Below are 24,818 nucleotides of genomic sequence, written 5' to 3'. Positions count from 1 at the left end.
CCCATGCTGACGATCCACACCGCCGAGCGGTCGCCCGGGACCTCGGTCCTGGTCGACGGGGCCGCCGTGTCCGCAGTCGGCCCGTACGAGGAACTGGCCGCCGCCCACCCGGACGCGAAGGTACGGCGCTGGCCCGGCATCCTGACACCGGGACTGCTGAACCCGTACGGCCCCGAGCTCCTGGAAGCCACGTACCACCCCGATCCGCGCGAGGCCGACGGCTTCGGTACCGAACCCATCGGCGGTGAGCGGGCCCTGCGGATCTTCCGCGCGGACCCGGCACGCCTCGGCGCGAGCGCGCGGCGCGGGGTCCAGCGGATGCTGGCGCACGGCACGGTCGCGGTGGCCGGGGAGTTGCGGTCACGGCCCGTGGTCGACGCGGTGCGCAGGGCGGGCCTCGCGGTGGGACGGCGGCCGGACCGTCTCCCGGGCCCGGCGGCGCTGTCCCCGGCCCCGCTGATCCTGCTGCCGGCGCTGGCGCCGGGCGGTCCCGCCCGGTTCGCGGTCTTCGACGTGGCGGACCGCGCCGAACTGGTCCGGCGCGGCGCGGGGACCTGCGTGGCGACCGTGATCGGCGGCCGGCTGGTGTACCGCGGCCGCTGATCAGGCAGATGTCCCCGGCCCGGCCCGCGAACGCCTACACACACGCTCCCGAACTCTGTCGCCCGGCCGCCCGGAAGAGGCCGGGGCGTTCGCCTGAGTGGCGGTACCGGAGCCGCGTACGGGCCGGGTGCCGGAGAACCGCCCGTGCCGTGCTGCCACAATGGGGCCGTGACCCGCGCATCCCTGGACAAGCAGCCGCACGAAGTCGCCTCGATGTTCGACGACGTGGCGGAACGGTACGACCTGACGAACGACCTGCTGTCGCTCGGTCAGGACCGGGTGTGGCGCAGAGAGGTCGCGAAGGCGGTCGACGCGCGCCCCGCGCAGAAGATCCTGGACCTGGCGGCCGGCACCGCGACCTCGTCGCTCCCCTTCGCCCGCACCGGCGCGTACGTCGTCCCGTGCGACTTCTCCCTCGGCATGCTCCGGGTCGGCAAGAAGAACCACCCCTGGCTGCCGCTGACCGCCGGTGACGCGACGAAGCTGCCCTTCAAGGACGACACCTTCGACGCGGTGACGATCTCCTTCGGTCTGCGCAACGTCCAGGACACCGACACGGCGCTGAGCGAGCTGTACCGGGTGACCAAGCCCGGCGGCCGGGTCGTGATCTGCGAGTTCTCGCACCCGACCTGGGCGCCCTTCCGCACGGTGTACACCGAGTACCTGATGCGGGCGCTGCCGCCGGTCGCCCGCGCGGTGTCGTCCAACCCCGACGCTTACGTGTACCTCGCCGAGTCCATCCGGGAGTGGCCAGACCAGCCCGCGCTGGCCGAGCGGCTGCGCAAGGCCGGCTGGTCGAAGCCGGCGTGGCGGAACCTCACGGGTGGCGTGGTCGCCCTGCACCGGGGCTTCAAGGCCTGACGGTTCTCAGCGCCTCGAACGGGTCGCCCGGCTCTTCGAGCTCCCGGCGCAGCCCTCCCGGCGGCGGGAGCGGCAGCCGCGGTTCACGCACCCCGGAGCCCCCCTCCGCGTCACCGGGGTCGAACCACACGGTGACCACGGCACCGCGGGGGATCCCGGAACCGGGCGGCGGGTACTGGCGTACGACGTAGTCGACGACGGTGAGAGCGAAGTCGGGCCGGTCGGGCGCGGCGAGCAGCACACCGCGCGCCTCGGCCCTCTCCCGCGCGTCCACGGCCATCAGGCCGACGAGCCGCGGTACGCGCACTTCGGGTGTCTCGGGTGTCAGGCGCACGGACGTCACCCCCAGCGGTACCGGCAGGGTAAGCCCCGGCCGGTCCCCCGCGGAAGGCGTCGACGGCTGCCGCGCGGGCCGTCAGAGGGTGAGCCGGTAGCAGTGCGCGGCGTCCTCCGGCCGGGGATAGGCGAAGACCTCGGACAGTTCCATGCCCACGCGCCGGGTGACGGCGATGGAGCGTTCGTTGGCGGGTCTGACCATGGCCACGACCCGGGCGACGCCGGCCGCCCGCACCCGCTCCAGGGTGGTCAGCGCGGCCGCGGTGACGTAGCCCTTGCCCCAGTGCGCGCGTCCGAGCCGCCAGCCGATCTCGATCTCACCCCGGGGCCCCCACTCGCCCGGCCACGGCTGCGCGCCCGTGAAACCGAGCACCTCGCCCTCCGGGTCCACCATCGTCCACAGGCAGAACCCGAGCTCCGCGTCGTGCCGCCGCTGCCGCGCGGTGAGCTCCTCGTACACGGACAACTCGGCCGCCCGGCCGCCGTGGAACGCCATGACCTCCGGGTCGGCGAAGATCCGGTGCCAGGCGAACGCGTCCTCGTCGGTGGGAACGCGGAGTCGGACGTCGGGGAGAGCTCGGTTCACGGGGGCAGCCCTTCAGCCAGGTCATCAGTACCGCTGCATAGACTGCCCATGTCCAGTGCCCGTCAGCACGCAGATTTCGAGTCTTGGGGAGACCCCGCCGTGACCGAGCCCCAACCCCTCTCCGAAAACACCGCAGATGTGATCGTCGTCGGGGCTGGGCCAGCCGGTTCCACGACCGCCTACTACCTGGCGAAGGCCGGTCTCGACGTCCTGCTCCTGGAGAAGACCGCCTTTCCCCGGGAGAAGGTCTGCGGTGACGGGCTGACCCCGCGCGCGACCAAGCAGCTCGTGTCGATGGGCATCGACATCTCCGAAGAGGCCGGCTGGCTCCGGAACAAGGGACTGCGCATCATCGGTGGCGGTGTCCGCCTCCAGCTCGACTGGCCGGATCTCGCCTCGTACCCGGACTACGGACTCGTCCGCAAGCGCGACGACTTCGACGAGCAGCTGGCACGGCAGGCGCAGAAGGCGGGCGCGCGGCTGTTCGAGCGCTGCAACGTCGGTGCCCCGATCATCGACGACCGCACGGGCCGCATCACGGGCGTGCACGCCAAGCTCGGGGACTCGGGGGAGAAGCGGGAAGTCACCTTCCACGCTCCGCTGGTCGTCGCGGCCGACGGCAACTCCACCCGTCTCTCGCTGGCGATGGGTCTGCACCGCCGCGAGGACCGCCCGATGGGCGTCGCGGTCCGTACGTACTTCACCTCGCCGCGCCACGAGGACGACTACCTGGAGTCCTGGCTGGAACTGTGGGACCGCCGGGGCCCCGAGGACCGTCTGCTGCCCGGCTACGGCTGGATCTTCGGCATGGGCGACGGGACGTCCAACGTCGGCCTCGGTGTGCTCAACACCTCCGACTCCTTCAAGGAGCTGGACTGGCGCGAGGTCCTGAAGGCCTGGTGCGCCTCGATGCCGGAGGACTGGGGCTACACCCCCGAGAACATGACCGGCCCGATCCGCGGCGCGGCCCTCCCGATGGCCTTCAACCGCCAGCCGCACTACACGAAGGGGTTGTTGCTGGTCGGCGACGCCGGCGGTCTGGTGAACCCCTTCAACGGCGAGGGCATCGCGTATGCCATGGAGTCCGGGCAGATCGCCGCGGACGTCATCGTCCAGGCCCACGCCCGCTCGACCCCCTCGCAGCGCGAGCTGGCCCTCCAGCGCTACCCCCGCGTCCTCAAGGACACCTACGGCGGCTATTACACGCTCGGCCGCGCGTTCGTGAAGCTGATCGGCAACCCGAAGGTCATGAAGATCGCGACGCAGCGCGGTCTGACCCATCCCCTGCTGATGAAGTTCACCCTCAAGATGCTGGCGAACCTGACGGACCCGACCGGCGGCGACGCGATGGACCGGATCATCAACGGCCTGTCGAAGGTGGCCCCGAAGGCCTGAGGCCGGGTCCGCGGGTCCCGCGGCGCTCTTCGAGCCGCGGGACCGGCGCGACGGGGGACGCCGGGGCGGTTCCACGGGTGCGGGGCCGGCGGGGGACCGGGTGCGCGGCCGCGCGTTGGCCCTGAAGGTGTGTCCGGGCCCGCCGGGATACGGAGGCACGGGGGATCGGGAAGCAGGGGGACCGGGGAGCACGGGGGACCGGGGCACGGGGGCTCCGCGATCTGAAAGGGCGCCGGGCGCGCCGCCGTCCGCCCGGTGGCAGGGCGCATCCCGCGAGGGCCGCGGAGGCGCTCCGCGGTGGCCAGCGGACGACGGCCGCCGTCGGCAGGCTCTTCCCGTCACCGTGAACGGCTGCCGTGGACCCGCCGCTGTGAAGCCCCTGTGAGGCCTCTCCGAGGCCTTCTGAGGCCTTCTGAGGCCCGAACGGGCCCGAGGGCACTCCCGCGGACACGACGACGGGGGCCGCCGCCCTCAGGCGGCGGCCCTCAAGCCGTAGGACTTCGCGGGCGGGTGCGGCTCAGAGAACGCGGACCGCGCCGGTGGCCGGGTAGCCCGAAAGGTTCTGGATGACCACGCCCTTGGAGGGGTTGGCGGCGTCCAGGTACTGCCCGTTACCGATGTACACGCCCACGTGGTAGGCCGAACCGGCCGAACCCCAGTAGAGGATGTCGCCGACCTGGACGTTGGACAGCGAGACCGGCGTACCGGACGTCGACTGGTCCTGCGAGACGCGCGGCAGGTCGACACCGACCTGCTTGAACGCGGCCTGCACCAGACCGGAGCAGTCCCAGGCGTTGGGGCCCGTCCCGCCCATCACGTAGGCGTCACCGACCTGCGCCTTGAGGAAGGCGATGACGGTCGCGACGCTGCCGCTGGCCGGCGCCGAGACGGTCGAGGCCGTGGAGGTGGAGGCCGAGGCGGACAGGGTGGTCCGCGCGGCGGAACGCGAGGCCGCCTGTTCGGCGGCGGCCTTGCGCGCGGCCTCGGCCTTCTTCTTGGCCTCCGCCTTCTTCTTGGCGTCGGCGAGGTCCGCCTTGGCCTGCTTCGCGGCCTTTGCGGCGGCCGCGTCGCGCTCGGCCTGCAACTCGTAGTTCGCCGCGGCCTGCTGGGTGGCGTCCGCGGACTGGGCGACCTGGGTCGCGAGGTCGGCCGTCAGGGTCGGCAGTTCAAGGGTCTGCGTCACGGGCTCGGCCGCGCTCGCAGAACCGGCCGCACCGGCTACGGCCAGGGTGCTGAGAACGCCACCGGCAACTCCGGCGCGCATCGCGAGCGTCGACGCGTTGCGGCGGGGCTTCCGGTGGCTACGTATGTGAGCGGTGTGGGACATGGGTACAACCGGTATCAGGGGCTCCCTCATACCTTCAAGAAACGTGTGGTGCGCCACAGTTGTTCAATCCGCGGCCGAATCCGGTGCGCGTCACTCCTTATTGACGCCGTAACGGGCATTGCGGACAGGGATGATCAAGCCTGTGATCATGCTGTTTCTGTGATTCGCCCGAATTGCCCTGCGCCTACCACTGGTTGCGGCCGGTGGCCAAGCCCCGCTTATCTGGCGCATAGACAGATGTGTCACAGGTCACAGGGGCGTCTCAGGAGCGGCGTGCCCCGCGCGTAGATCCCGAATGCCCCGCGCGTAGATCCCCGACGCCCCGCGCGTGGATCGCGAACGCCGGCCGCTCGTGAACGCGTGCACGCGCGAAGGTCGTCCACATCCGTCCACACGCCTCCCTCCGACGTGTGAACGAGCTCCTCTATCAAGCCTTCCCGTCCATCGCCAATTTGCATGCGGAGGAAGTCTCTTGATATGGAGACGTCACCTCGGACCTGGGGTGACTTGCGGAAATGTCACCTCTGGTGACCGTGCGGACGCTTCGCGTGTGAAGATCACCGCTCATCCGACTTCATGATCGTTCGTCAGGTGGTGGAGATCACAAAGCTAGTGCAATACCCCGTGTCGCAGATCACAGACCGGCGGGCATAGGATGCGTGGCAGTTGGGCTTGTGACCTGCTTCACATGTACGCGATCTTCGTCGGGACGCACGGGGTTCGCGGGACGCGTGGGCGGCGATACCGGCCCGACGCAACCGCCAGCAGTCAGTGCCGACTGAGAGGAGCGAGGAGCGTGAACGCGTATGCGCCGATCCTCGTACTGGGAGCCCTCGGGGCAGGCTTTGCGATCTTCTCCGTGGTCATGGCCACGCTTATCGGTCCAAAGCGATACAACCGGGCCAAGCTCGAGGCTTACGAGTGCGGTATCGAGCCGACCCCCACGCCGGCCGGCGGCGGGCGCTTCCCGATCAAGTACTACCTGACGGCGATGCTCTTCATCGTCTTCGACATCGAGATCGTCTTCCTCTACCCCTGGGCCGTCACCTTCGACGCCCTGGGTGTTTTCGGGCTCGTGGAGATGCTGCTCTTCGTGCTCACCGTCTTCGTCGCGTACGCGTACGTATGGCGGCGCGGCGGCCTGGAATGGGACTGAGGGGCCATTAAGCATGGGACTCGAAGAAAAGCTGCCGAGCGGATTCCTGCTGACCACGGTCGAGCAGGCCGCGGGCTGGGTGCGCAAGGCGTCCGTCTTCCCCGCCACGTTCGGACTCGCGTGCTGCGCCATCGAGATGATGACGACCGGCGCGGGCCGCTACGACCTGGCGCGCTTCGGCATGGAGGTCTTCCGCGGGTCACCGCGCCAGGCGGACCTCATGATCGTCGCCGGGCGCGTCAGCCAGAAGATGGCGCCGGTTCTGCGGCAGGTCTATGACCAGATGCCCAACCCCAAGTGGGTGATCTCCATGGGCGTCTGCGCCTCGTCGGGCGGGATGTTCAACAACTACGCCATCGTGCAGGGGGTCGACCACATCGTTCCGGTCGACATCTATCTGCCCGGCTGCCCGCCGCGGCCCGAGATGCTGATGGACGCGATCCTCAAGCTCCATCAGAAGATCCAGTCCTCGAAGCTCGGCGTGAACGCCGAGGAGGCGGCCCGCGAGGCGGAGGAAGCGGCGCTCAAGGCGCTCCCCACCATCGAGATGAAGGGCCTGCTGCGGTGAGCGACGCGAACGGCGCCGGCAACGGCGTGAACCCGGAGAAGGACCTCGGCGCGTCCAACCTCCCCGGCCAGCGCGGCGACGGCGGTGAGGAGATCCGCGTCCAGCGCGGCATGTTCGGCGCCGACAACGGGGGCGACACCTCCGGCTACGGCGGCCTGGTCCGCTCCGTCCGGCTGCCGGGCCCTGCCTCCCGTCCCTACGGCGGCTGGTTCGACGAGGTCGCCGACGAGCTGGAGGGCGCCCTGGAGGAACAGGGACTCGTCCCCGAGAACGCGATCGAGAAGACGATCGTCGACCGCGACGAGATCACCTTCCACATCGAACGCGAGTACCTGGTCAGGGTCGCCCAGACCCTCCGTGACGACCCGGCCCTCCGCTTCGAACTGTGCACGGGCGTGAGCGGAGTGCACTACCCCGGCGACAAGGGCCGCGAGCTGCACGCCGTCTACCACCTGCGCTCGATCACCCACAACCGGCTGATCCGCGTCGAGGTCAGTGCCCCCGACGCCGACCCGCACGTCCCGTCGCTCGTCCCCGTCTATCCGACGAACGACTGGCACGAGCGCGAGGCGTACGACTTCTTCGGCCTGGTCTTCGACGGTCACCCGGCGCTGACAAGGATCATGATGCCGGACGACTGGCAGGGCCACCCGCAGCGCAAGGACTATCCCCTCGGTGGCATCCCCATCGAGTACAAGGGCGCCCAGATCCCGGCTCCGGACCAGCGGAGGTCGTACTCATGAGCACGCAGACCCCTTCTTCTGCCGCATCCGCCCGCGAGACGACCGAGGGCACCGTCTACACCGTCACCGGCGGCGACTGGGACGAGATCGCGCAGTCCGCGGCGAAGTCCGACGACGAACGCATCATCGTCAACATGGGCCCGCAGCACCCGTCCACGCACGGCGTGCTCCGGCTCATCCTGGAGATCGACGGCGAGACGGTCACCGAGGCCCGCTGCGGTATCGGCTACCTCCACACCGGCATCGAGAAGAACCTCGAATTCCGCACGTGGACCCAGGGCACCACGTTCGTGACGCGGATGGACTACCTGACGCCGTTCTTCAACGAGACGGCGTACTGCCTCGCGGTCGAGAAACTCCTCGGCATCGAGGACCAGATCCCGGACCGCGCCTCGATCATCCGTGTGCTCCTGATGGAGCTGAACCGGCTCTCCTCCCACCTGGTGTGCATCGCCACCGGCGGCATGGAGCTCGGCGCCACCACGATCATGATCTACGGCTTCCGCGACCGTGAACTGATCCTCGACATCTACGAGCTGATCACCGGCCTGCGGATGAACCACGCGTACATCCGCCCCGGCGGACTCGCCCAGGACCTGCCGCCCGGCGCGGTGGACCAGATCCGCGAGTTCGTGAAGAAGATGACGAAGAACCTCCCCGAGTACGACAAGCTCGCCACCGGGAACCCCATCTTCAAGGCCCGTATGCAGGACGTCGGCTACCTCGATCTGGCCGGCTGCATGGCCCTCGGCGCCACCGGACCCGTCCTGCGCTCGGCCGGCCTGCCGCACGACCTGCGCAAGTCCCAGCCGTACTGCGGCTACGAGACGTACGACTTCGAGATCCCGACCGCCGACACCTGCGACTCCTACGGGCGCTTCCTGATCCGCCTGGAGGAGATGCGCCAGTCGCTGCACATCGTCGAACAGTGCCTGGACCGGCTGCAGCCGGGCCCGGTCATGGTCGCCGACAAGAAGATCGCCTGGCCCGCGCAGCTCGCGCTCGGCCCCGACGGTCTGGGCAACTCCCTGGACCACATCAAGAACATCATGGGCACCTCCATGGAGGCCCTCATCCACCACTTCAAGCTGGTGACCGAGGGCTTCCGCGTCCCGCCGGGCCAGGCGTACGCGGCCGTCGAGTCGCCCAAGGGCGAGCTCGGGGTGCACGCCGTCTCCGACGGAGGCACCCGGCCCTACCGGGTCCACTTCCGGGACCCGTCCTTCACCAACCTGCAGGCCATGGCGGCGATGTGCGAGGGCGGCCAGGTCGCCGACGTCATCGTCGCCGTCGCGTCCATCGACCCCGTGATGGGAGGCGTCGACCGGTGACCACCACCCCCGAGGGCGTCAGCCTGGGCATGCCCCGACTGCCCGCGCCCGACTACCCGGACGACGTTCGGACCCGGCTGGAGGCGGACGCGCGCGAGATCGTCGCGCGCTATCCGGACTCCCGCTCGGCGCTCCTGCCGTTGCTGCACCTCGTGCAGTCGGAGGAGGGCCATGTCACGCGCACGGGGATGCAGTTCTGCGCGGACGTGCTGAGCCTGACCACCGCCGAGGTCACCGCGGTCGCGACCTTCTACTCGATGTACCGGCGCAAGCCGAGCGGTGACTACCAGGTGGGGGTGTGCACCAACACCCTGTGCGCGGTCATGGGCGGCGACGCCATCTTCGAGGCCCTGCAGGACCACCTCGGCGTCGGCAACGGCGAGACCACCGGTGACGGCAAGGTCACCCTCGAACACATCGAGTGCAACGCGGCCTGCGACTTCGCACCCGTCGTGATGGTCAACTGGGAGTTCTTCGACAACCAGACCGTGGACTCCGCGAAGCGCCTCGTCGACGAGCTGCGCGCGGGAGCGGTGGTCGAGCCCACCCGTGGCGCCCCCCTCTGCACCTTCAAGGACACCGCCCGGATCCTGGCGGGCTTCCCCGACGAGCGCCCCGGTGCCGTCGAGGCGAGCGGCGGCGCGGGCCCCGCCTCGCTGATCGGCCTGCGCCTGGCCAAGGGGGAGAGTGGCGCCGCACGCGTGGTCCATCCGCGCGGCGGAGGCGCTCCGCAGGACCAGCCGCCGGCCGAGCACCTCAGCTCGCACGACGCGCCGCAGGACACGTCGGCCTCCGATCCGTCGCACCCGGCGGGTCCCACAGCCGAGGAGGGGGAGTGATGACGTTGGCACCTGAGAACGGGGGCACCGCCCGCGCGAGCGCGTTCGAGCGTGACGGCGGGACCAGCCCCGAGAAGCTGCTCGCACCTGTGCTGTCGGCCTTCTGGGACGAGGAGGAGTCCTGGACCCTCGACGTCTACCGGAGGCACGAGGGGTACGAGGGACTGCGCAAGGCCCTGGCCATGTCGCCGGACGACCTGATCGCGTACGTCAAGGACTCAGGTCTGCGCGGCCGGGGCGGCGCGGGATTCCCCACCGGAATGAAATGGCAGTTCATTCCGCAGGGCGACGGAAAACCCCACTATCTAGTTGTCAACGCCGACGAATCGGAGCCGGGGACCTGCAAGGACATCCCACTCCTCTTCGCGAACCCGCACAGCCTCATCGAGGGCATCGTGATCGCGTGTTACGCCATCCGGTCTTCGCATGCGTTCATCTATCTGCGCGGTGAAGTGGTCCCCGTGCTGCGGCGGTTGCACGAAGCCGTACGCGAGGCGTACGAGGCGGGCTACCTCGGCGAGAACATCCTGGGCAGTGGCCTCGACCTGCAGCTCACCGTGCACGCGGGCGCGGGCGCGTACATCTGCGGTGAGGAGACCGCGCTGCTCGACTCGCTCGAAGGCCGCCGTGGTCAACCGCGGCTCCGTCCCCCTTTCCCAGCCGTCGCAGGGCTCTATGCGTGCCCCACTGTCGTGAACAACGTCGAATCGATCGCGTCAGTTCCCGCAATCCTGCACAAAGGCAAGGAATGGTTCAGGTCGATGGGGAGCGAGAAGTCCCCGGGCTTCACGCTCTACTCGCTCAGCGGCCACGTCACCAGCCCCGGCCAGTACGAGGCCCCGCTCGGCATCACGCTCCGCCAGCTCCTCGACATGAGCGGCGGGATGCGCGCGGGACACCGGCTGAAGTTCTGGACGCCGGGCGGCTCCTCGACCCCCATGTTCACCGAGGAACACCTCGACGTCCCGCTCGACTACGAAGGCGTGGGCGCCGCCGGTTCCATGCTCGGCACCAAGGCGCTCCAGTGCTTCGACGAGACGACCTGCGTCGTCCGTGCGGTCACCCGGTGGACCGAGTTCTACGCGCACGAGTCCTGCGGCAAGTGCACCCCGTGCCGCGAAGGGACCTACTGGCTCGTGCAGTTGCTGCGCGACATCGAGGCCGGCAAGGGCGTCATGTCCGACCTCGACAAGCTGGGCGACATCGCCGACAACATCAACGGCAAGTCGTTCTGCGCCCTCGGCGACGGTGCCGCCTCGCCGATCTTCTCCTCGCTCAAGTACTTCCGTGAGGAGTACGAGCAGCACATCACGGGCCGCGGCTGCCCCTTCGACCCGGCCAGGTCGACGGCCTGGGCGGACAAGCACACGGAGGTGAACGCATGACGGTGACCACCAGCGCTCCCTCGGGAGGGGGAGAGGCGGCGGTTCCGCCGGAGGATCTCGTCTCGCTGACGATCGACGGCGCCGAGATCAGCGTGCCCAAGGGCACCCTGGTCATCCGCGCCGCGGAAGAGCTGGGCATCGAGATCCCCCGCTTCTGCGACCACCCGCTGCTCGACCCGGCCGGCGCCTGCCGCCAGTGCATCGTCGAGGTCGAGGGACAGCGCAAGCCCATGGCGTCCTGCACGATCACGTGCACGGACGGGATGGTGGTGCGGACACAGCTCACCTCACCCGTCGCCGAGAAGGCCCAGCACGGCGTGATGGAGCTCCTGCTCATCAACCACCCGCTGGACTGCCCGGTCTGCGACAAGGGCGGCGAGTGCCCGCTGCAGAACCAGGCGATGTCGCACGGCAGCGCCGAATCCCGCTTCGAGGGAAAGAAGCGGACCTACGAGAAGCCGGTCCCGATCTCCACGCAGGTGCTGCTCGACCGCGAGCGGTGCGTCCTGTGCGCCCGCTGCACCCGGTTCAGCAACCAGATCGCGGGCGATCCGATGATCGAGCTGATCGAGCGCGGCGCGCTCCAGCAGGTCGGCACCGGGGAGGGTGACCCCTTCGAGTCGTACTTCTCCGGCAACACGATCCAGATCTGCCCGGTCGGAGCGCTGACCTCGGCGGCCTACCGCTTCCGTTCCCGCCCCTTCGACCTCGTCTCCTCGCACTCGGTGTGCGAACACTGCGCGGGCGGCTGCGCGACGCGCACCGACCACCGGCGCGGCAAGGTGATGCGGCGCCTCGCGGCGCCCGACCCCGAGGTCAACGAGGAGTGGCTGTGCGACAAGGGCCGCTTCGGCTTCCGGTACGCGCAGCAGCGCGACCGGCTGCAGACGCCCCTGGTCCGCGGCGCCTCCGGTGAACTGGAGCCCGCCTCCTGGCCGGAGGCCCTGGAGACCGCGGCCCGGGGGCTGCTGGCGGCCCGGGGCCGGACCGGTGTCCTGACCGGCGGCCGGCTCACCGTCGAGGACGCCTACGCCTACAGCAAGTTCGCCCGCGTGGCCCTCGACACCAACGACATCGACTTCCGCGCGCGCGTGCACAGCGCCGAGGAGGCCGACTTCCTGGCGGCCCGGGTGGCCGGACGGGGACGGGACCTCGACGGCACCGGCGTCACGTACACATCCCTGGAGAAGGCGCCCGCGGTCCTGCTCGTCGGCTTCGAGTCCGAGGAGGAGGCGCCCGGAGTCTTCCTGCGGCTGCGCAAGGCCTGGCGCGGACACGGCCAGCGGACCTTCTCGCTCGCCACGCACGCGACACGCGGTCTGGCCAAGGCGGGCGGCACGCTGCTACCCGCGGCGCCCGGCACCGAGACCGAGTGGCTGAACGCCCTCGCGAGCGGCGTCGGCCTGGAGGGCGACGGAGCCGTCGCCGCCGAGGCACTGCGCGGCGAGGGAGCGGTGATCGTCGTCGGCGAGCGGCTCGCCGCGGTGGCCGGCGGGCTCACCTCCGCGGTACGCGCCGCGTCCGCGACCGGTGCCGCGCTGGTGTGGATCCCGCGACGGGCGGGCGAGCGCGGCGCAATCGAGGCGGGCGCCCTGCCGTCGCTGCTGCCGGGCGGACGTCCGGCGACCGACCCGCGCGCGCGAGAGGAGGTCGCCGCCGCCTGGGGCGTCGCCCAGCTCCCGCACCGCTACGGCCGCGACACCGGCCAGATGGTCGAGGCCGCCGCGGCCGGCGAGCTGCAGGCCCTGCTGGTGGCGGGCGTGGAGGTCGACGACCTGCCGGACCCGGCACGCGCGCGTGCGGCGCTCTCGGAGATCGGCTTCCTGGTGTCGCTCGAACTGCGTCCCGGCGACGTCACCGAGCACGCGGACGTCGTCCTCCCGGTGGCCGCCGTCACCGAGAAACCGGGAACCTTCCTCAACTGGGAAGGCAGGGCCCGCCTGTTCGAGGCCGCGCTCAAGCCCGACCAGATGACCCGCACCCTGGCGCCCACCGACGCGCGGGTGCTGCAGATGCTGGCCGACGCCATGGACGTCCACCTCGGCCTGCCGGACCTGCGCACCGCGCGCGGCGAGCTGGACCGGCTCGGTGCCTGGGACGGTCCCCGGGCCGCCGAACCCGTCGAGATCGCGGCGTCGCTGCCACGTCCCGCCGCCGGTGAGGCCGTCCTCGCGGGCCACCGGCTGCTGCTCGACCGGGGGCGGCTGCAGGAGGGCGACGAGGCGCTCGCCGGGACCCGGCACGCGGCACGCGCGCGCGTGTCGGCCGCCACGGCCGCCGAGGCGGGTGTCAAGGAGGGCGACCTCCTCGCCGTCACCGGCAGCGCCGGGACGGTCTCCCTCCCGCTGCAGGTCACCGAGATGCCCGACCGCGTGGTCTGGCTCCCGCTGAATTCCGCAGGCGGGGGCGTCGCCTCCGACACGGGGGCGCTGCCCGGCGCACTCGTCCGCATCGGTCCGGCGACGCTCGCCACCGAGGCCCCCAAGGAGGTGGAGGCATGACGCCGTACACGTCGTACCTCGCCACGGAAGACCTCTCCATGTTCGGCCGCGACCCCTGGTGGCTGGTCGTCGTCAAGGCGGTCTTCTGCTTCGCCTTCCTGATGATCACCGTGCTCTTCTCCATCGTGTGGGAGCGCAAGGTCGTCGCCTGGATGCAGCTGCGCATCGGACCGAACCGGCACGGCCCCTGGGGCATGCTCCAGTCGCTCGCCGACGGCATCAAACTGATGCTCAAGGAAGACGTCGTCGTCAAACGCGCCGACAAGGTGGTCTACATCCTCGCGCCGGTCGTGGCGGCCATCCCGGCCTTCATGGCGATCGCGGTGATCCCCTTCGGCCCCGCGGGCAACGAGATCTCGATCTTCGGGCACCGCACCACGATGCAGCTCACCGACCTGCCGATCGCGATGCTCTACATCCTCGCGGTCGCCTCGGTCGGCATCTACGGGATCGTGCTCGCCGGCTGGTCCTCCGGATCGACCTACCCGCTCCTCGGCGGACTGCGTTCCTGCGCGCAGATGATCTCCTACGAGATCGCCATGGGCGCCGCGTTCGCCTCGGTGTTCCTCTACTCCGGGTCGATGTCCACCTCGACGATCGTCGAGCAGCAGCACGACCGCTGGTACGTCCTGCTGCTGCCGGTCTCCTTCGTGATCTACATCATCACGATGGTCGGCGAGACCAACCGCGCCCCCTTCGACATGCCGGAGTCCGAGGGCGACCTCGTCGGCGGCTTCAACACCGAGTACTCGTCCATCAAGTTCGCGCTCTTCATGCTCGCCGAGTACGTGAACATGGTGACGGTCTCGGCCGTGTCGACCACGCTGTTCCTCGGCGGCTGGCGGGCCCCGTGGCCCATCAGCACCTTCTGGGAGGGCGCCAACCACGGCTGGTGGCCGATGCTCTGGTTCGTGGTGAAGGTGCAGCTGCTGCTGTTCTTCTTCATCTGGCTGCGCGGCACGCTCCCGCGCGTCCGCTACGACCAGCTGATGAAGCTCGGCTGGAAGGTCCTCATCCCGGTCTCCGTGGTGTGGCTGATGCTCGTCGCGACCGTGCGGACCCTGCGCAACCAGCACTACGACTTCGCCGACATCGCGCTGTACGTCGGCGGCGGTGTCCTCGTCCTGCTGCTGATCTCGTTCGCCGCGGACGTCTTCCGTGCGAAGCCCGAGGCCGGCGAGGCGGCCGCCGAGCCCCCCGCCTTCGACCCGATGGCCGGTGGATTCCCGGTGCCGCCGCTGCCGGGGCAGGAGCTGCCGCCGGTGCCGCGGCGCCGCCCGCGCCGTGAGCGGGAGTTGATTGTCAGTGGTGGGTCCGACACTGTGAGTGACGGATCGAACGGCGGATCTCGTGACGGAAAGGAGGGGTCCGATGTCTGAGGAGCCGAAGGAGACCAAACCCGGTTTCCAGAACCCCGTCGCCGGCTTCGGTGTGACCTTCAAGGCCATGTTCAAGAAGCGGCTCACGGAGCAGTACCCGGAGCAGCACAAGACCACGGCCCCGCGGTTCCACGGCCGGCACCAGCTCAACCGCCATCCGGACGGCCTGGAGAAGTGCGTCGGGTGCGAGCTGTGCGCGTGGGCCTGTCCCGCGGACGCCATCTACGTGGAGGGCGCGGACAACACCGAGGAGGAGCGCTACTCGCCCGGTGAGCGCTACGGCCGCGTCTACCAGATCAATTACGCGCGCTGCATCCTGTGCGGTCTGTGCATCGAGGCGTGCCCCACCCGCGCGCTGACGATGACGAACGAGTTCGAGCTCGCGGACAGCAGCCGCGCCAACCTCATCTACACCAAGGAGCAGCTGCTCGCCGGTCTCGAGGAGGGCATGGTCGAGTCACCGCACTCGATCTTCCCCGGGACGGACGAGCAGGACTACTACCGGGGCCTCGTCACGGAGGCGGCGCCCGGCACCGTGCGCCAAGTGGCCGTCTCCAAGGGCGAGAAGCCCCATGAGGAGGGGGTGGACGCATGAGCGCGCAGCTCGCCGCCTACTCCACCTCCACCGGAGAGGCCTTCCAGTTCTGGGTGCTCGGCACCGTCGCCGTGATCGGCGCCCTGTGCACCGTCTTCATGAAGAAGGCCGTGCACAGCGCCCTCTGCCTCGCCGGGACCATGATCGTCCTGGCGGTGTTCTACCTCGCCAACGGCGCCTATTTCCTGGGCGTCGTGCAGATCGTCGTCTACACCGGCGCGATCATGATGCTGTTCCTGTTCGTGGTCATGCTCGTCGGTGTCACCGCGGCGGACTCCCTGAAGGAGACCATCAAGGGGCAGCGCTGGCTGGCCCTGGCCTGCGGTCTCGGCTTCGGCGTCCTGCTGCTCGCGGGCATCGGCAACGCGTCCCTGACGGAGTTCAACGGCGTGGGCAAGGCCAACGCCCACGGCAACGTGGAAGGTCTCGCGGCCCTCATCTTCACGAAGTACGTGTTCGCCTTCGAGATCACCGGCGCGCTGCTCATCACGGCCGCCGTCGGCGCCATGGTGCTCACGCACCGCGAGCGCACCGAGCGCCCCAAGACCCAGCGCGAGCTGTCCGAGCAGCGGGTGCGGGAGGGCAAGCACCTGCCGCCGCTGCCGGCCCCGGGTGTCTACGCCCGGCACAACGCGGTGGACATCGCGGGTCTCCTCCCGGACGGCACCCCCTCGGAGCTGACCGTCAACAAGACGCTGCGGGACCGCGGTCAGGTCCGTGACGTGTCGACCGAGGCACTGAGCGATCTGAAGGCCCTGGAGCAGCGCGCCGAAGAGCGCCTGGAGCGGACGAAGACGGAGGAGGCGTCCAAGTGAATCCGGTCAACTACCTCTACCTCGCCGCCCTGTTGTTCACGATCGGCGCCACCGGCGTGCTGATCCGGCGTAACGCGATCGTGGTGTTCATGTGCGTCGAGCTCATGCTCAACGCCTGCAACCTCGCGTTCGTCGTCTTCTCCCGTATGCACGGCAATCTCGACGGCCAGATCATCGCCTTCTTCACGATGGTCGTCGCCGCCGCGGAGGTCGTGGTCGGGCTCGCGATCATCGTGTCGCTGTTCCGTTCCCGCCACTCGGCCTCGGTCGACGACGCCAGCCTGATGAAGCTGTAAGGGGTCGCTGAACCGTGACTACAGACAACCTGATTGCGCTGCTGGTAGCGGCGCCCCTGCTCGGAGCGGCCGTACTGCTGTGCGGCGGCCGTCGGCTCGACGCCGTCGGCCACTGGATCGGTACGGCGCTCGCGGCGGCCTCCTTCGTGATCGGCGCGGTCCTCTTCGTCGACATGCTGGGCAAGAGCGCCGCCGACCGGTCCCTGAGCCAGCACCTGTTCAGCTGGATCCCCGTAGCGGGCTTCCGGGCGGACGTCTCCTTCCAGCTCGACCAGCTGTCGATGACGTTCGTCCTGCTGATCACGGGCGTCGGCTCGCTGATCCACCTGTACTCCATCGGCTACATGGAGCACGACGAGCGGCGTCGCCGCTTCTTCGGCTATCTGAACCTGTTCCTCGCGGCCATGCTGCTGCTCGTCCTCGCGGACAACTACCTGCTGCTGTACGTCGGCTGGGAGGGCGTGGGCCTCGCCTCGTACCTGCTGATCGGCTTCTGGCAGCACAAGCCCAGCGCCGCCACCGCCGCGAAGAAGGCCTTCCTGGTCAACCGCGTCGGCGACATGGGCCTGTCGATCGCGATCATGCTGATGTTCACCACCTTCGGCAGCTTCGCCTTCGGGCCGGTGCTCGGCACCGAGGAACACCCCGGGCTGGTCGGGGGCGCCACCGAGGGCAAGCTCACCGCGGTCGCGCTGATGCTGCTGCTCGCCGCCTGCGGCAAGTCCGCCCAGGTGCCGCTGCAGTCCTGGCTCGGGGACGCGATGGAGGGCCCGACCCCGGTCTCGGCCCTCATCCACGCCGCGACGATGGTCACCGCGGGCGTCTACCTGATCGTCCGCTCCGGCGCGATCTTCAACGCCGCGCCCGACGCGCAGCTGGTCGTCACCGTGGTCGGCGCCGTCACGCTGCTGTTCGGTGCGATCGTCGGTTGCGCGAAGGACGACATCAAGAAGGCGCTCGCCGGCTCGACGATGTCGCAGATCGGCTACATGGTGCTCGCCGCGGGCCTCGGGCCCATCGGGTACGTCTTCGCGATCATGCACCTGGTGACGCACGGCTTCTTCAAGGCGGGGCTCTTCCTCGGCGCCGGTTCGGTGATGCACGGCATGAACGACGAGGTCGACATGCGCAGGTACGGCGGCCTCAGGAAGTACATGCCGGTCACCTTCGTCACCTTCGGCCTCGGCTACCTCGCCATCATCGGTTTCCCGGGCCTGTCCGGCTTCTTCTCCAAGGACAAGATCATCGAGGCAGCCTTCGCCAAGGGCGGTACCGAGGGCTGGATCCTCGGCGGCGCGGCCCTTCTCGGTGCGGCGATCACCGCGTACTACATGACGCGCGTGATGCTCATGACCTTCTTCGGCGAGAAGCGCTGGCAGCCGGACGCGGACGGCCACGAGCCGCACCCGCACGAGTCGCCCCGGTCCATGACGATCCCCATGATCGTGCTGGCCTTCGGATCGGTCTTCGCGGGCGGCCTCTTCAGCATCGGCGACCGCTTCCTGCACTGGCTGGAGCCGGTCACCGGGCACTCGGAGGGCGACTCGCCCGTCAGCGCCCTCACGGTCACGCTGGCCACGATGGTGCTCCTGGTCGTCGGCGCCGGGATCGCCTACCTCCAGTACGGGCGCGGGCCCGTCCCGGCCGTCGCCCCGCGCGGTTCGCTGCTCACCCGGGCCGCCCGGCGCGACCTGCTCCAGGACGACTTCAATCACGTCGTGCTGGTGCGCGGCGGGGAGCACCTGACGCGCTCCCTGGTGTACCTCGACCACACCCTGGTCGACGGGGTGGTCAACGGCACGGCCGCCTCGATGGGCGGCCTCTCCGGGCGGCTGCGCAAGTTGCAGAACGGATATGCCCGCAGTTACGCGGTCTCGATGTTCGGCGGTGCGGCGGTCCTCATCGCCGCGACCCTGCTGATGAGGGCGGTCTGATACCGATGTCCTTTCCTCTGCTGACAGCGACGGCGGCGCTCCCGGCCCTCGGAGCCGTCGCCACGGCCGCGGTGCCGGCCGCGCGACGGGTCGCCGCCAAGTGGCTGGCGCTGCTCGTCTCGCTCGCCACACTCGTCCTGGCCGCGGTCGTGCTCGTACGGTTCGACCCCGGCGGCAGCCGTTACCAGCTCACCGAATCCCACTCCTGGATCAAGGACTTCGGGGTGCGGTACGAGCTGGGTGTGGACGGCATCGGGGTGGCGCTGGTGGCGCTGACCGCGCTGCTGATCCCGTTCGTGATCCTCGCGGGCTGGCACGACGCCGACCCGCAGGAGACCGGTAACAGGCGCTGGCGTCCGACGCAGGGCTTCTTCGCCCTGATCCTGGCCGTCGAGGCGATGGTGATCATCTCCTTCGAGGCCACCGACGTCTTCCTCTTCTACATCTTCTTCGAAGCCATGCTGATCCCGATGTACTTCCTCATCGGCGGCTTCGGGGACAAGGCCCACGAGCACGGTGACGAGGTGGCGGCGACCCAGCGGTCGTACGCCGCGGTGAAGTTCCTCCTCTACAACCTGGTCGGCGGTCTGATCATGCTGGCCGCGGTCATCGGCCTCTACGTGGTCGCCGGGAACTTCTCCCTCCAGGAGATCGTGCAGGCCCGCGCCAACGGCTCGCTGCACATGGCGACCAGCACGGAGCGCTGGCTGTTCCTGGGCTTCTTCTTCGCGTTCGCGGTGAAGGCCCCGCTGTGGCCGCTGCACACCTGGCTGCCCAACGCCATGGGCGAGGCCACGGCCCCGGTCGCGGTCCTGATCACGGCGGTGGTCGACAAGGTCGGCACCTTCGCGATGCTCCGCTTCTGCCTCCAGCTCTTCCCCGAGGCCAGCAAGTGGGCGACCCCGGCCATCCTCGTCCTCGCCCTGATCAGCATCGTCTACGGGGCACTGGTCGCGGTCGGCCAGCGGGACATCAAGCGGCTGGTGGCGTACGCGTCGATCTCCCACTTCGGCTTCATCATCCTGGGCATCTTCGCGATGACCAGCCAGGGCCAGTCGGGCGCGACCCTCTACATGGTCAACCACGGGATCTCGACCGCCGCGCTGATGCTGGTGGCGGGCTTCCTGATCTCGCGGCGCGGCTCGCGTCTGATCGCCGACTACGGAGGGGTGCAGAAGGTCGCCCCGGTGCTCGCCGGTACCTTCCTGGTCGGCGGCCTCGCGACCCTCTCGCTTCCCGGGCTCGCGCCCTTCGTGAGCGAATTCCTCGTCCTGGTCGGCACGTTCACGCGCTACCCGGTCGTCGGCATCGTCGCCACCTTCGGCATCGTGCTCGCCGCGCTGTACACGCTCGTCCTCTACCAGCGGACGATGACGGGCCCGGTGAAGCCCGAGGTCGCACAGATGCCCGACCTGAGGGTGCGCGAACTCCTGGTGGTCGCCCCGCTGATCGCCCTGCTGATCTTCCTGGGCGTCTACCCGAAGCCCGTCACCGACATCGTCAACCCCGCGGTCCAGCAGACCATGTCGGACGTACACAAAAAGGACCCCCAGCCCGAGGTGGAGGCGGCCAAGTGAGCGCAGCAGCCGTCCACAGCCTGTGGACAACCGCGGCGGAGCCGATCACGAAGATCGACGCGCCGAAGATCGAATACGGGCAGTTGTCGCCCACCCTGATCGTCATCGGGGCGGCCCTCGTCGGGGTCCTGATCGAGGCCTTCGTCCCGCGGAGGTCCCGCTACTACGCCCAGGTGTTCGTCTCCGTCGTCGCGCTCGCCGCCGCCTTCGCCGCGGTGGTCGCGATGGCGGCGGGCGGATACGGGACGACGAAGGCGCACATTGCCGCGATGGGCGCGATCGCCGTCGACGGACCCTCCCTGTTCCTGCAGGGCACCATCCTGCTGGCGGGCATCCTCGGCGTCTTCACCTTCGCCGAGCGCAGGCTCGACCCGGAGACCCACGGCAACCGCGTCGACTCGTTCGCCGCACAGGCCGCCTCCGTGCCCGGCAGCGACAGCGAGAAGGCGGCCGTCAAGGCCGGGTTCACCACCACCGAGGTGTTCCCGCTGCTGCTCTTCGCGATCGGCGGGATGCTGGTCTTCCCGTCGGCCAACGACCTGCTGACGCTGTTCATCGCGCTGGAGGTCTTCTCGCTGCCCCTGTACCTGCTGTGCGCCGTGGCCCGCCGCAAGCGGCTCATGTCGCAGGAGGCCGCGGTCAAGTACTTCCTGCTCGGTGCCTTCGCCTCCGCGTTCACCCTGTTCGGCATCGCCCTGCTCTACGGCTACGCGGGTTCGGTGTCGTACGCCAGGATCGCGCAGGTCGTGGACGGCACGGTCACCTCCGTCGACCCGGCTCTCGCCGGCACCATGGGCAACGACGCGCTGCTGCTGATCGGCGCCGCGATGGTCGTCATGGGCCTCCTCTTCAAGGTCGGCGCGGTGCCCTTCCACATGTGGACGCCGGACGTCTACCAGGGCGCGCCGACCCCGGTCACCGGCTTCATGGCGGCGGCGACGAAGGTGGCCGCCTTCGGCGCCCTGCTGCGTCTGCTGTACGTCGTCCTGCCGGGCCTGCGCTGGGACTGGCGGCCGGTCATGTGGGCCGTCGCGATCGTCACCATGCTGGGCGGCGCCATCGTCGCGATCACCCAGACGGACATCAAGCGGCTGCTGGCGTACTCGTCGATCGCGCACGCGGGCTTCATCCTCGCGGGTGTCATCGCGGCCTCGCCGGACGGCGTCTCGTCGGTCCTCTTCTACCTGGGCGCCTACTCGTTCGTGACGATCGGGGCCTTCGCGGTCGTCACCCTGGTCCGCGACGCGGGCGGCGAGGCGACGCACCTGTCCAAGTGGGCGGGCCTCGGACGGCGCTCCCCCTTGGTGGCGGCCGTCTTCGCGGTCTTCCTGCTGGCCTTCGCGGGCATCCCGCTGACCTCGGGCTTCGCCGGAAAGTTCGCCGTGTTCAAGGCGGCGGCGGAGGGCGGCGCGGGCGCGCTGGTCGTGGTCGGTGTGATCTCGTCCGCGATCGCCGCGTTCTTCTACATCAGGGTGATCGTGCTGATGTTCTTCAGCGAGCCGAAGCCGGAGGGGCCGACGGTGGCGGTGCCCTCGCCGCTGACCATGACGGCGATCGCGTTCGGCGTCGCGGTCACGCTGGTGCTGGGCGTCGCGCCGCAGTACTTCCTCGACCTGGCGAACCAGGCGGGCGTCTTCGTGCGCTGACCGGCACGTGGAACGCCCCGGGCCCCGCCTCCTCCCAGGAGCGGGGCCCGGGGCGTTCTCAGTGGCCCATCTGGCTCATGTGGTCCGTCCGGCCCGCCTGTGCCTTGTGGGCCGAGGGGGCGTTGGGACACGACACCCGGGGGTTCCACCGGTTGAACAGGCCGTTGGGGTTGTGCTTCCAGAGCCAGACGTGCAGGTCGTAGTGGACCGGCATGCCCCGGTAGTGACCCGGCATCGGGCCCTCGAACTTCTGACCGAACAGCGAGGGCCGGTCGCCCGACGTCTTCAGGTTCTGGTCCGCGTCCACCACGATCCACTCGACCCCCGCCAGCCTGCGCCTGCCGTCCGGCCCGTCCTCGAAGAGCAGGGCGCCGGGCTTCGCCGGATCGAGGGAGCCGTAGCGGGACTCGTTGAAGTAGTGGTGACCCATGGCGCCGTGGCCCGCCGGGTCCGCCGAGCACGGATAGGGAACGTAGCCGTCGGCGAGAGCGGCCGACTCGTCGAGGTACTTCGCGCTGGCCGCGTAAGCCTTGCTCAGGCCCCGTGCGGCCGTCGGGTCCACGGGGCCGCCCGCGGCCGGGGCAGGCACGGCGGCCAGGGTGAGCGACGCGGTGACGGCCGTCGCGAGGGCGAGGGCGGTCCTGAGCGGACGCTGGGACATGGGGTGGCTCCTAGACGGGAGAGGGGGAGCGGCGGCGTGCGGGACGTGCCGGTCCGTCGGCTGCGGCTCCCCTCCGCCCGAGCAGCATGTCCCGCCGCCGCGCGGGGCCGCCATACGAAGGGGGCCAACGGGTGGAACGCGGGCAGCGGCGGAGTGAGTGGGAGGGCCGGATTCCGGAACCCGGAGAAGCCGGCCGGTCGCAGCCTGTGGACAACTCCAGGAGTGTCGGCGCGGACCCCTATCGTGGACGCAGTGGTCGAGGCGCGACGCACGGGGGACAGGACGATGGGCGGGACGGGTGTGATGACCGAAGCGGACGCGACGGAGCAGCTGGGGGAGAGCGAGGCACTGGCCACGCTTCACCGGGTCTTCGGGTACGACGCCTTCCGCGGCGAGCAGGAAGCGATCATCGAGCACGTGGTGGCGGGCGGTGACGCCGTCGTCCTGATGCCGACGGGCGGCGGCAAGTCACTGTGCTATCAGATTCCCTCCCTGGTCAGACCGGGTACGGGCGTGGTCGTCTCACCCCTGATCGCCCTGATGCAGGACCAGGTGGACGCACTGCGCGCGCTGGGTGTGCGCGCCGGGTTCATGAACTCCACGCAGGACTTCGACGAGCGCCGCCTCGTCGAGGCCGAGCTGCTGGCCGGCGAGCTGGACCTGCTGTACCTGGCCCCGGAGCGGCTGCGGCTGGAGAGCACGCTGGACCTGCTGTCCCGGGCGAAGATCTCCGTCTTCGCGATCGACGAGGCGCACTGCGTCGCCCAGTGGGGCCACGACTTCCGCCCGGACTACCTGACGCTCTCGCTGCTCGGAGAGCGCTGGCCGGACGTCCCGCGCATCGCGCTGACGGCGACGGCCACCCGCGCGACGCACAAGGAGATCACCCAGCGCCTGGCCATGCCGCACGCGCGCCACTTCGAGGCGAGCTTCGACCGGCCCAACATCCAGTACCGGATCGTCCCGAAGGCCGACCCCAAGAAGCAGCTGCTGTCGTTCCTGCGCGAGGAGCACGCGGGCGACGCGGGCATCGTGTACTGCCTCTCGCGCAACTCGGTCGAGAAGACCGCCGAGTTCCTGTCCCGCAACGGCGTCGAGGCGGTGCCGTACCACGCGGGCCTGGACGCGGGCACCCGCGCCGCGCACCAGTCGCGCTTCCTGCGCGAAGAGGGCCTGGTCGTCGTCGCGACCATCGCCTTCGGCATGGGCATCGACAAGCCGGACGTGCGGTTCGTCGCCCACCTCGACCTGCCCAAGTCGGTGGAGGGCTACTACCAGGAGACGGGCCGCGCGGGCCGTGACGGACAGCCGTCCACGGCCTGGATGGCGTACGGCCTGCAGGACGTCGTGCAGCAGCGCAAGCTGATCCAGGGCTCCGAGGGCGACGAGTCGTTCCGCCGCCGGGCGGCCGCCCACCTGGACTCGATGCTGGCACTGTGCGAGACGGCCCAGTGCCGGCGCTCCCAGCTGCTGGCCTACTTCGGCCAGGACCCGCACACCCCGGCGTGCGGCAACTGCGACACCTGCCTGACGCCGCCCGAGACCTGGGACGGCACGGTCTCGGCGCAGAAACTGCTGTCCACGGTGGTGCGGTTGCAGCGCGAGCGCGGGCAGAAGTTCGGCGCACTCCAGATCGTCGACATCCTCCTGGGGCGCCGGACCGCCAAGGTGATCCAGTTCGACCACGACCAGCTGTCGGTGTTCGGCATCGGCGAGGAGCTGTCGGAGTCCGAATGGCGCGGTGTCGCACGGCAGTTGCTCGCGCAGGGGCTGCTCGCGGTCGAGGGCGAGTACGGGACGCTGGTGCTGACCGAGGAGAGCGGGACGGTGCTGCGGCGCGAGCGGGAGGTGCTGCTGCGCAAGGAGCAGCCGAAGCCGGCCACGGCCCGTTCCTCGTCCTCGCGGGGTGAGCGCAAGGCCAAGGCCGTCGCGGAGCTGCCGCAGGAGCTGGTCCCCGCCTTCGAGGCCCTGCGCGCGTGGCGCGGGGAACAGGCGAAGGAACAGGGGGTCCCGGCGTACGTCATCTTCCACGACGCCACGCTGCGCGAGATCGCGACGGTGTGGCCCACCTCCGTGGCGGACCTCGGGGGGATCAGCGGGGTGGGCGAGAAGAAGCTCGCGACGTACGGGGAGGGCGTGGTCGGCGTGCTCGCGGCCCTGGGTGGCGCCCCTGGAGAAGCCTCGGCACCCGCCGCCGCGGAGGAGGCGCCGGACCCGGACTGGCCGGAGCTGGACGCGGAGCCGCCGGAGGACTGGATGTAGCGCGACCCGGTCCGTGCCCCGG

22 protein-coding genes are annotated in these 24,818 nt (G+C 70.0%); 18 read left to right on the top strand and 4 right to left on the bottom strand.

Going from position 1 to position 24,818, the window contains the following annotated elements:
* Positions 1 to 3 precede the first annotated feature (3 nt).
* Both OG776_RS19180 and OG776_RS19175 read left to right on the top strand, forming a co-directional pair.
* Positions 4 to 603 (top strand): imidazolonepropionase-like domain-containing protein, encoded by a 600-nt coding sequence (locus OG776_RS19180; RefSeq protein WP_148009951.1) that lies wholly within the window; start codon positions 4 to 6, stop codon positions 601 to 603.
* A 168-nt stretch (positions 604 to 771) separates the two neighbouring features.
* A complete protein-coding gene (locus tag OG776_RS19175) occupies positions 772 to 1,464 on the top strand; it encodes a demethylmenaquinone methyltransferase (RefSeq protein ID WP_148009952.1) in 693 nt (230 codons plus the stop codon).
* Here OG776_RS19175 and OG776_RS19170 read toward each other — a convergent pair.
* Both OG776_RS19170 and OG776_RS19165 read right to left on the bottom strand, forming a co-directional pair.
* Positions 1,454 to 1,798, bottom strand: coding sequence for a PASTA domain-containing protein (locus OG776_RS19170; protein WP_329321834.1), 345 nt, complete (start codon positions 1,796 to 1,798; stop codon positions 1,454 to 1,456). The genes OG776_RS19175 and OG776_RS19170 overlap by 11 nt on opposite strands.
* Before the next feature lie 81 nt (positions 1,799 to 1,879).
* Complete coding sequence (locus OG776_RS19165) at positions 1,880 to 2,386, bottom strand: GNAT family N-acetyltransferase (RefSeq protein ID WP_148009954.1); 507 nt, start codon at positions 2,384 to 2,386, stop codon at positions 1,880 to 1,882.
* 99 nt (positions 2,387 to 2,485) lie between these two features.
* Here OG776_RS19165 and OG776_RS19160 point away from each other — a divergent pair, with 99 nt between their 5' ends.
* Positions 2,486 to 3,781 (top strand): geranylgeranyl reductase family protein, encoded by a 1,296-nt coding sequence (locus tag OG776_RS19160; RefSeq protein ID WP_148009955.1) that lies wholly within the window; start codon positions 2,486 to 2,488, stop codon positions 3,779 to 3,781.
* 517 nt (positions 3,782 to 4,298) lie between these two features.
* On the opposite strand, the gene OG776_RS19155 is transcribed toward OG776_RS19160, so the two are convergent.
* Positions 4,299 to 5,138, bottom strand: coding sequence for a C40 family peptidase (locus OG776_RS19155; RefSeq protein ID WP_148009956.1), 840 nt, complete (start codon positions 5,136 to 5,138; stop codon positions 4,299 to 4,301).
* A 766-nt stretch (positions 5,139 to 5,904) separates the two neighbouring features.
* Here OG776_RS19155 and OG776_RS19150 point away from each other — a divergent pair.
* The 14 genes from OG776_RS19150 to nuoN are packed head-to-tail and all read left to right on the top strand — an operon-like array spanning position 5,905 to position 21,873.
* Positions 5,905 to 6,264, top strand: coding sequence for an NADH-quinone oxidoreductase subunit A (locus OG776_RS19150; protein ID WP_007383963.1), 360 nt, complete (start codon positions 5,905 to 5,907; stop codon positions 6,262 to 6,264).
* Between the two features lie 13 nt (positions 6,265 to 6,277).
* Positions 6,278 to 6,832 carry a NuoB/complex I 20 kDa subunit family protein gene (locus OG776_RS19145; RefSeq protein WP_007383964.1) on the top strand — a complete coding sequence of 185 codons (555 nt, stop codon included), beginning with the start codon at positions 6,278 to 6,280 and terminating at the stop codon, positions 6,830 to 6,832.
* A complete protein-coding gene (locus OG776_RS19140) occupies positions 6,829 to 7,575 on the top strand; it encodes an NADH-quinone oxidoreductase subunit C (protein ID WP_148009957.1) in 747 nt (248 codons plus the stop codon). The genes OG776_RS19145 and OG776_RS19140 overlap by 4 nt, the downstream gene beginning before the upstream one ends.
* Positions 7,572 to 8,906: an NADH-quinone oxidoreductase subunit D gene (locus tag OG776_RS19135; RefSeq protein ID WP_148009958.1), complete on the top strand. Its 1,335-nt coding sequence runs from the start codon at positions 7,572 to 7,574 to the stop codon at positions 8,904 to 8,906. The genes OG776_RS19140 and OG776_RS19135 overlap by 4 nt, the downstream gene beginning before the upstream one ends.
* A gap of 29 nt (positions 8,907 to 8,935) precedes the next feature.
* Complete coding sequence (gene nuoE / locus OG776_RS19130; RefSeq protein ID WP_148010980.1) at positions 8,936 to 9,745, top strand: NADH-quinone oxidoreductase subunit NuoE; 810 nt, start codon at positions 8,936 to 8,938, stop codon at positions 9,743 to 9,745.
* Positions 9,745 to 11,130: an NADH-quinone oxidoreductase subunit NuoF gene (gene nuoF, locus OG776_RS19125; protein WP_148009959.1), complete on the top strand. Its 1,386-nt coding sequence runs from the start codon at positions 9,745 to 9,747 to the stop codon at positions 11,128 to 11,130. The genes nuoE and nuoF overlap by 1 nt, the downstream gene beginning before the upstream one ends.
* Positions 11,127 to 13,631 (top strand): NADH-quinone oxidoreductase subunit G, encoded by a 2,505-nt coding sequence (locus OG776_RS19120; protein WP_148009960.1) that lies wholly within the window; start codon positions 11,127 to 11,129, stop codon positions 13,629 to 13,631. Before nuoF ends, OG776_RS19120 begins: the two co-directional genes overlap by 4 nt.
* Positions 13,628 to 15,010 carry an NADH-quinone oxidoreductase subunit NuoH gene (gene nuoH / locus OG776_RS19115; protein ID WP_148009961.1) on the top strand — a complete coding sequence of 461 codons (1,383 nt, stop codon included), beginning with the start codon at positions 13,628 to 13,630 and terminating at the stop codon, positions 15,008 to 15,010. Before OG776_RS19120 ends, nuoH begins: the two co-directional genes overlap by 4 nt.
* On the top strand, positions 15,003 to 15,605 hold the full coding sequence (gene nuoI, locus OG776_RS19110; RefSeq protein WP_148009962.1) for an NADH-quinone oxidoreductase subunit NuoI: 603 nt from the start codon (positions 15,003 to 15,005) through the stop codon (positions 15,603 to 15,605). Before nuoH ends, nuoI begins: the two co-directional genes overlap by 8 nt.
* Positions 15,602 to 16,420, top strand: coding sequence for an NADH-quinone oxidoreductase subunit J (locus OG776_RS19105; RefSeq protein ID WP_148009963.1), 819 nt, complete (start codon positions 15,602 to 15,604; stop codon positions 16,418 to 16,420). The genes nuoI and OG776_RS19105 overlap by 4 nt, the downstream gene beginning before the upstream one ends.
* Positions 16,417 to 16,716, top strand: a complete 300-nt coding sequence (gene nuoK / locus OG776_RS19100; protein ID WP_018568277.1) for an NADH-quinone oxidoreductase subunit NuoK — start codon at positions 16,417 to 16,419, stop codon at positions 16,714 to 16,716. The genes OG776_RS19105 and nuoK overlap by 4 nt, the downstream gene beginning before the upstream one ends.
* 14 nt (positions 16,717 to 16,730) lie before the next feature.
* On the top strand, positions 16,731 to 18,650 hold the full coding sequence (gene nuoL / locus OG776_RS19095; protein ID WP_148009964.1) for an NADH-quinone oxidoreductase subunit L: 1,920 nt from the start codon (positions 16,731 to 16,733) through the stop codon (positions 18,648 to 18,650).
* Positions 18,651 to 18,655: 5 nt separating this feature from the next.
* Positions 18,656 to 20,227, top strand: a complete 1,572-nt coding sequence (locus tag OG776_RS19090; protein WP_148009965.1) for an NADH-quinone oxidoreductase subunit M — start codon at positions 18,656 to 18,658, stop codon at positions 20,225 to 20,227.
* Positions 20,224 to 21,873: an NADH-quinone oxidoreductase subunit NuoN gene (gene nuoN, locus OG776_RS19085; protein WP_148009966.1), complete on the top strand. Its 1,650-nt coding sequence runs from the start codon at positions 20,224 to 20,226 to the stop codon at positions 21,871 to 21,873. Before OG776_RS19090 ends, nuoN begins: the two co-directional genes overlap by 4 nt.
* 58 nt (positions 21,874 to 21,931) lie before the next feature.
* On the opposite strand, the gene OG776_RS19080 is transcribed toward nuoN, so the two are convergent.
* Positions 21,932 to 22,534: a hypothetical protein gene (locus OG776_RS19080; protein WP_148009967.1), complete on the bottom strand. Its 603-nt coding sequence runs from the start codon at positions 22,532 to 22,534 to the stop codon at positions 21,932 to 21,934.
* 285 nt (positions 22,535 to 22,819) lie between these two features.
* Between OG776_RS19080 and recQ the strand changes: the two genes are divergently transcribed.
* Positions 22,820 to 24,796, top strand: a complete 1,977-nt coding sequence (recQ, locus tag OG776_RS19075) for a DNA helicase RecQ (RefSeq protein WP_329323730.1) — start codon at positions 22,820 to 22,822, stop codon at positions 24,794 to 24,796.
* The last annotated feature ends 22 nt before the right edge of the window (positions 24,797 to 24,818 follow it).

Origin of the sequence: Streptomyces sp. NBC_01689 (assembly GCF_036250675.1) — a bacterium.
Taxonomy (GTDB): Bacteria; Actinomycetota; Actinomycetes; order Streptomycetales; family Streptomycetaceae; genus Streptomyces.
Note: the sequence above shows the minus strand (reverse complement) of the source record. Positions and strands in the feature narration are given on the sequence as shown.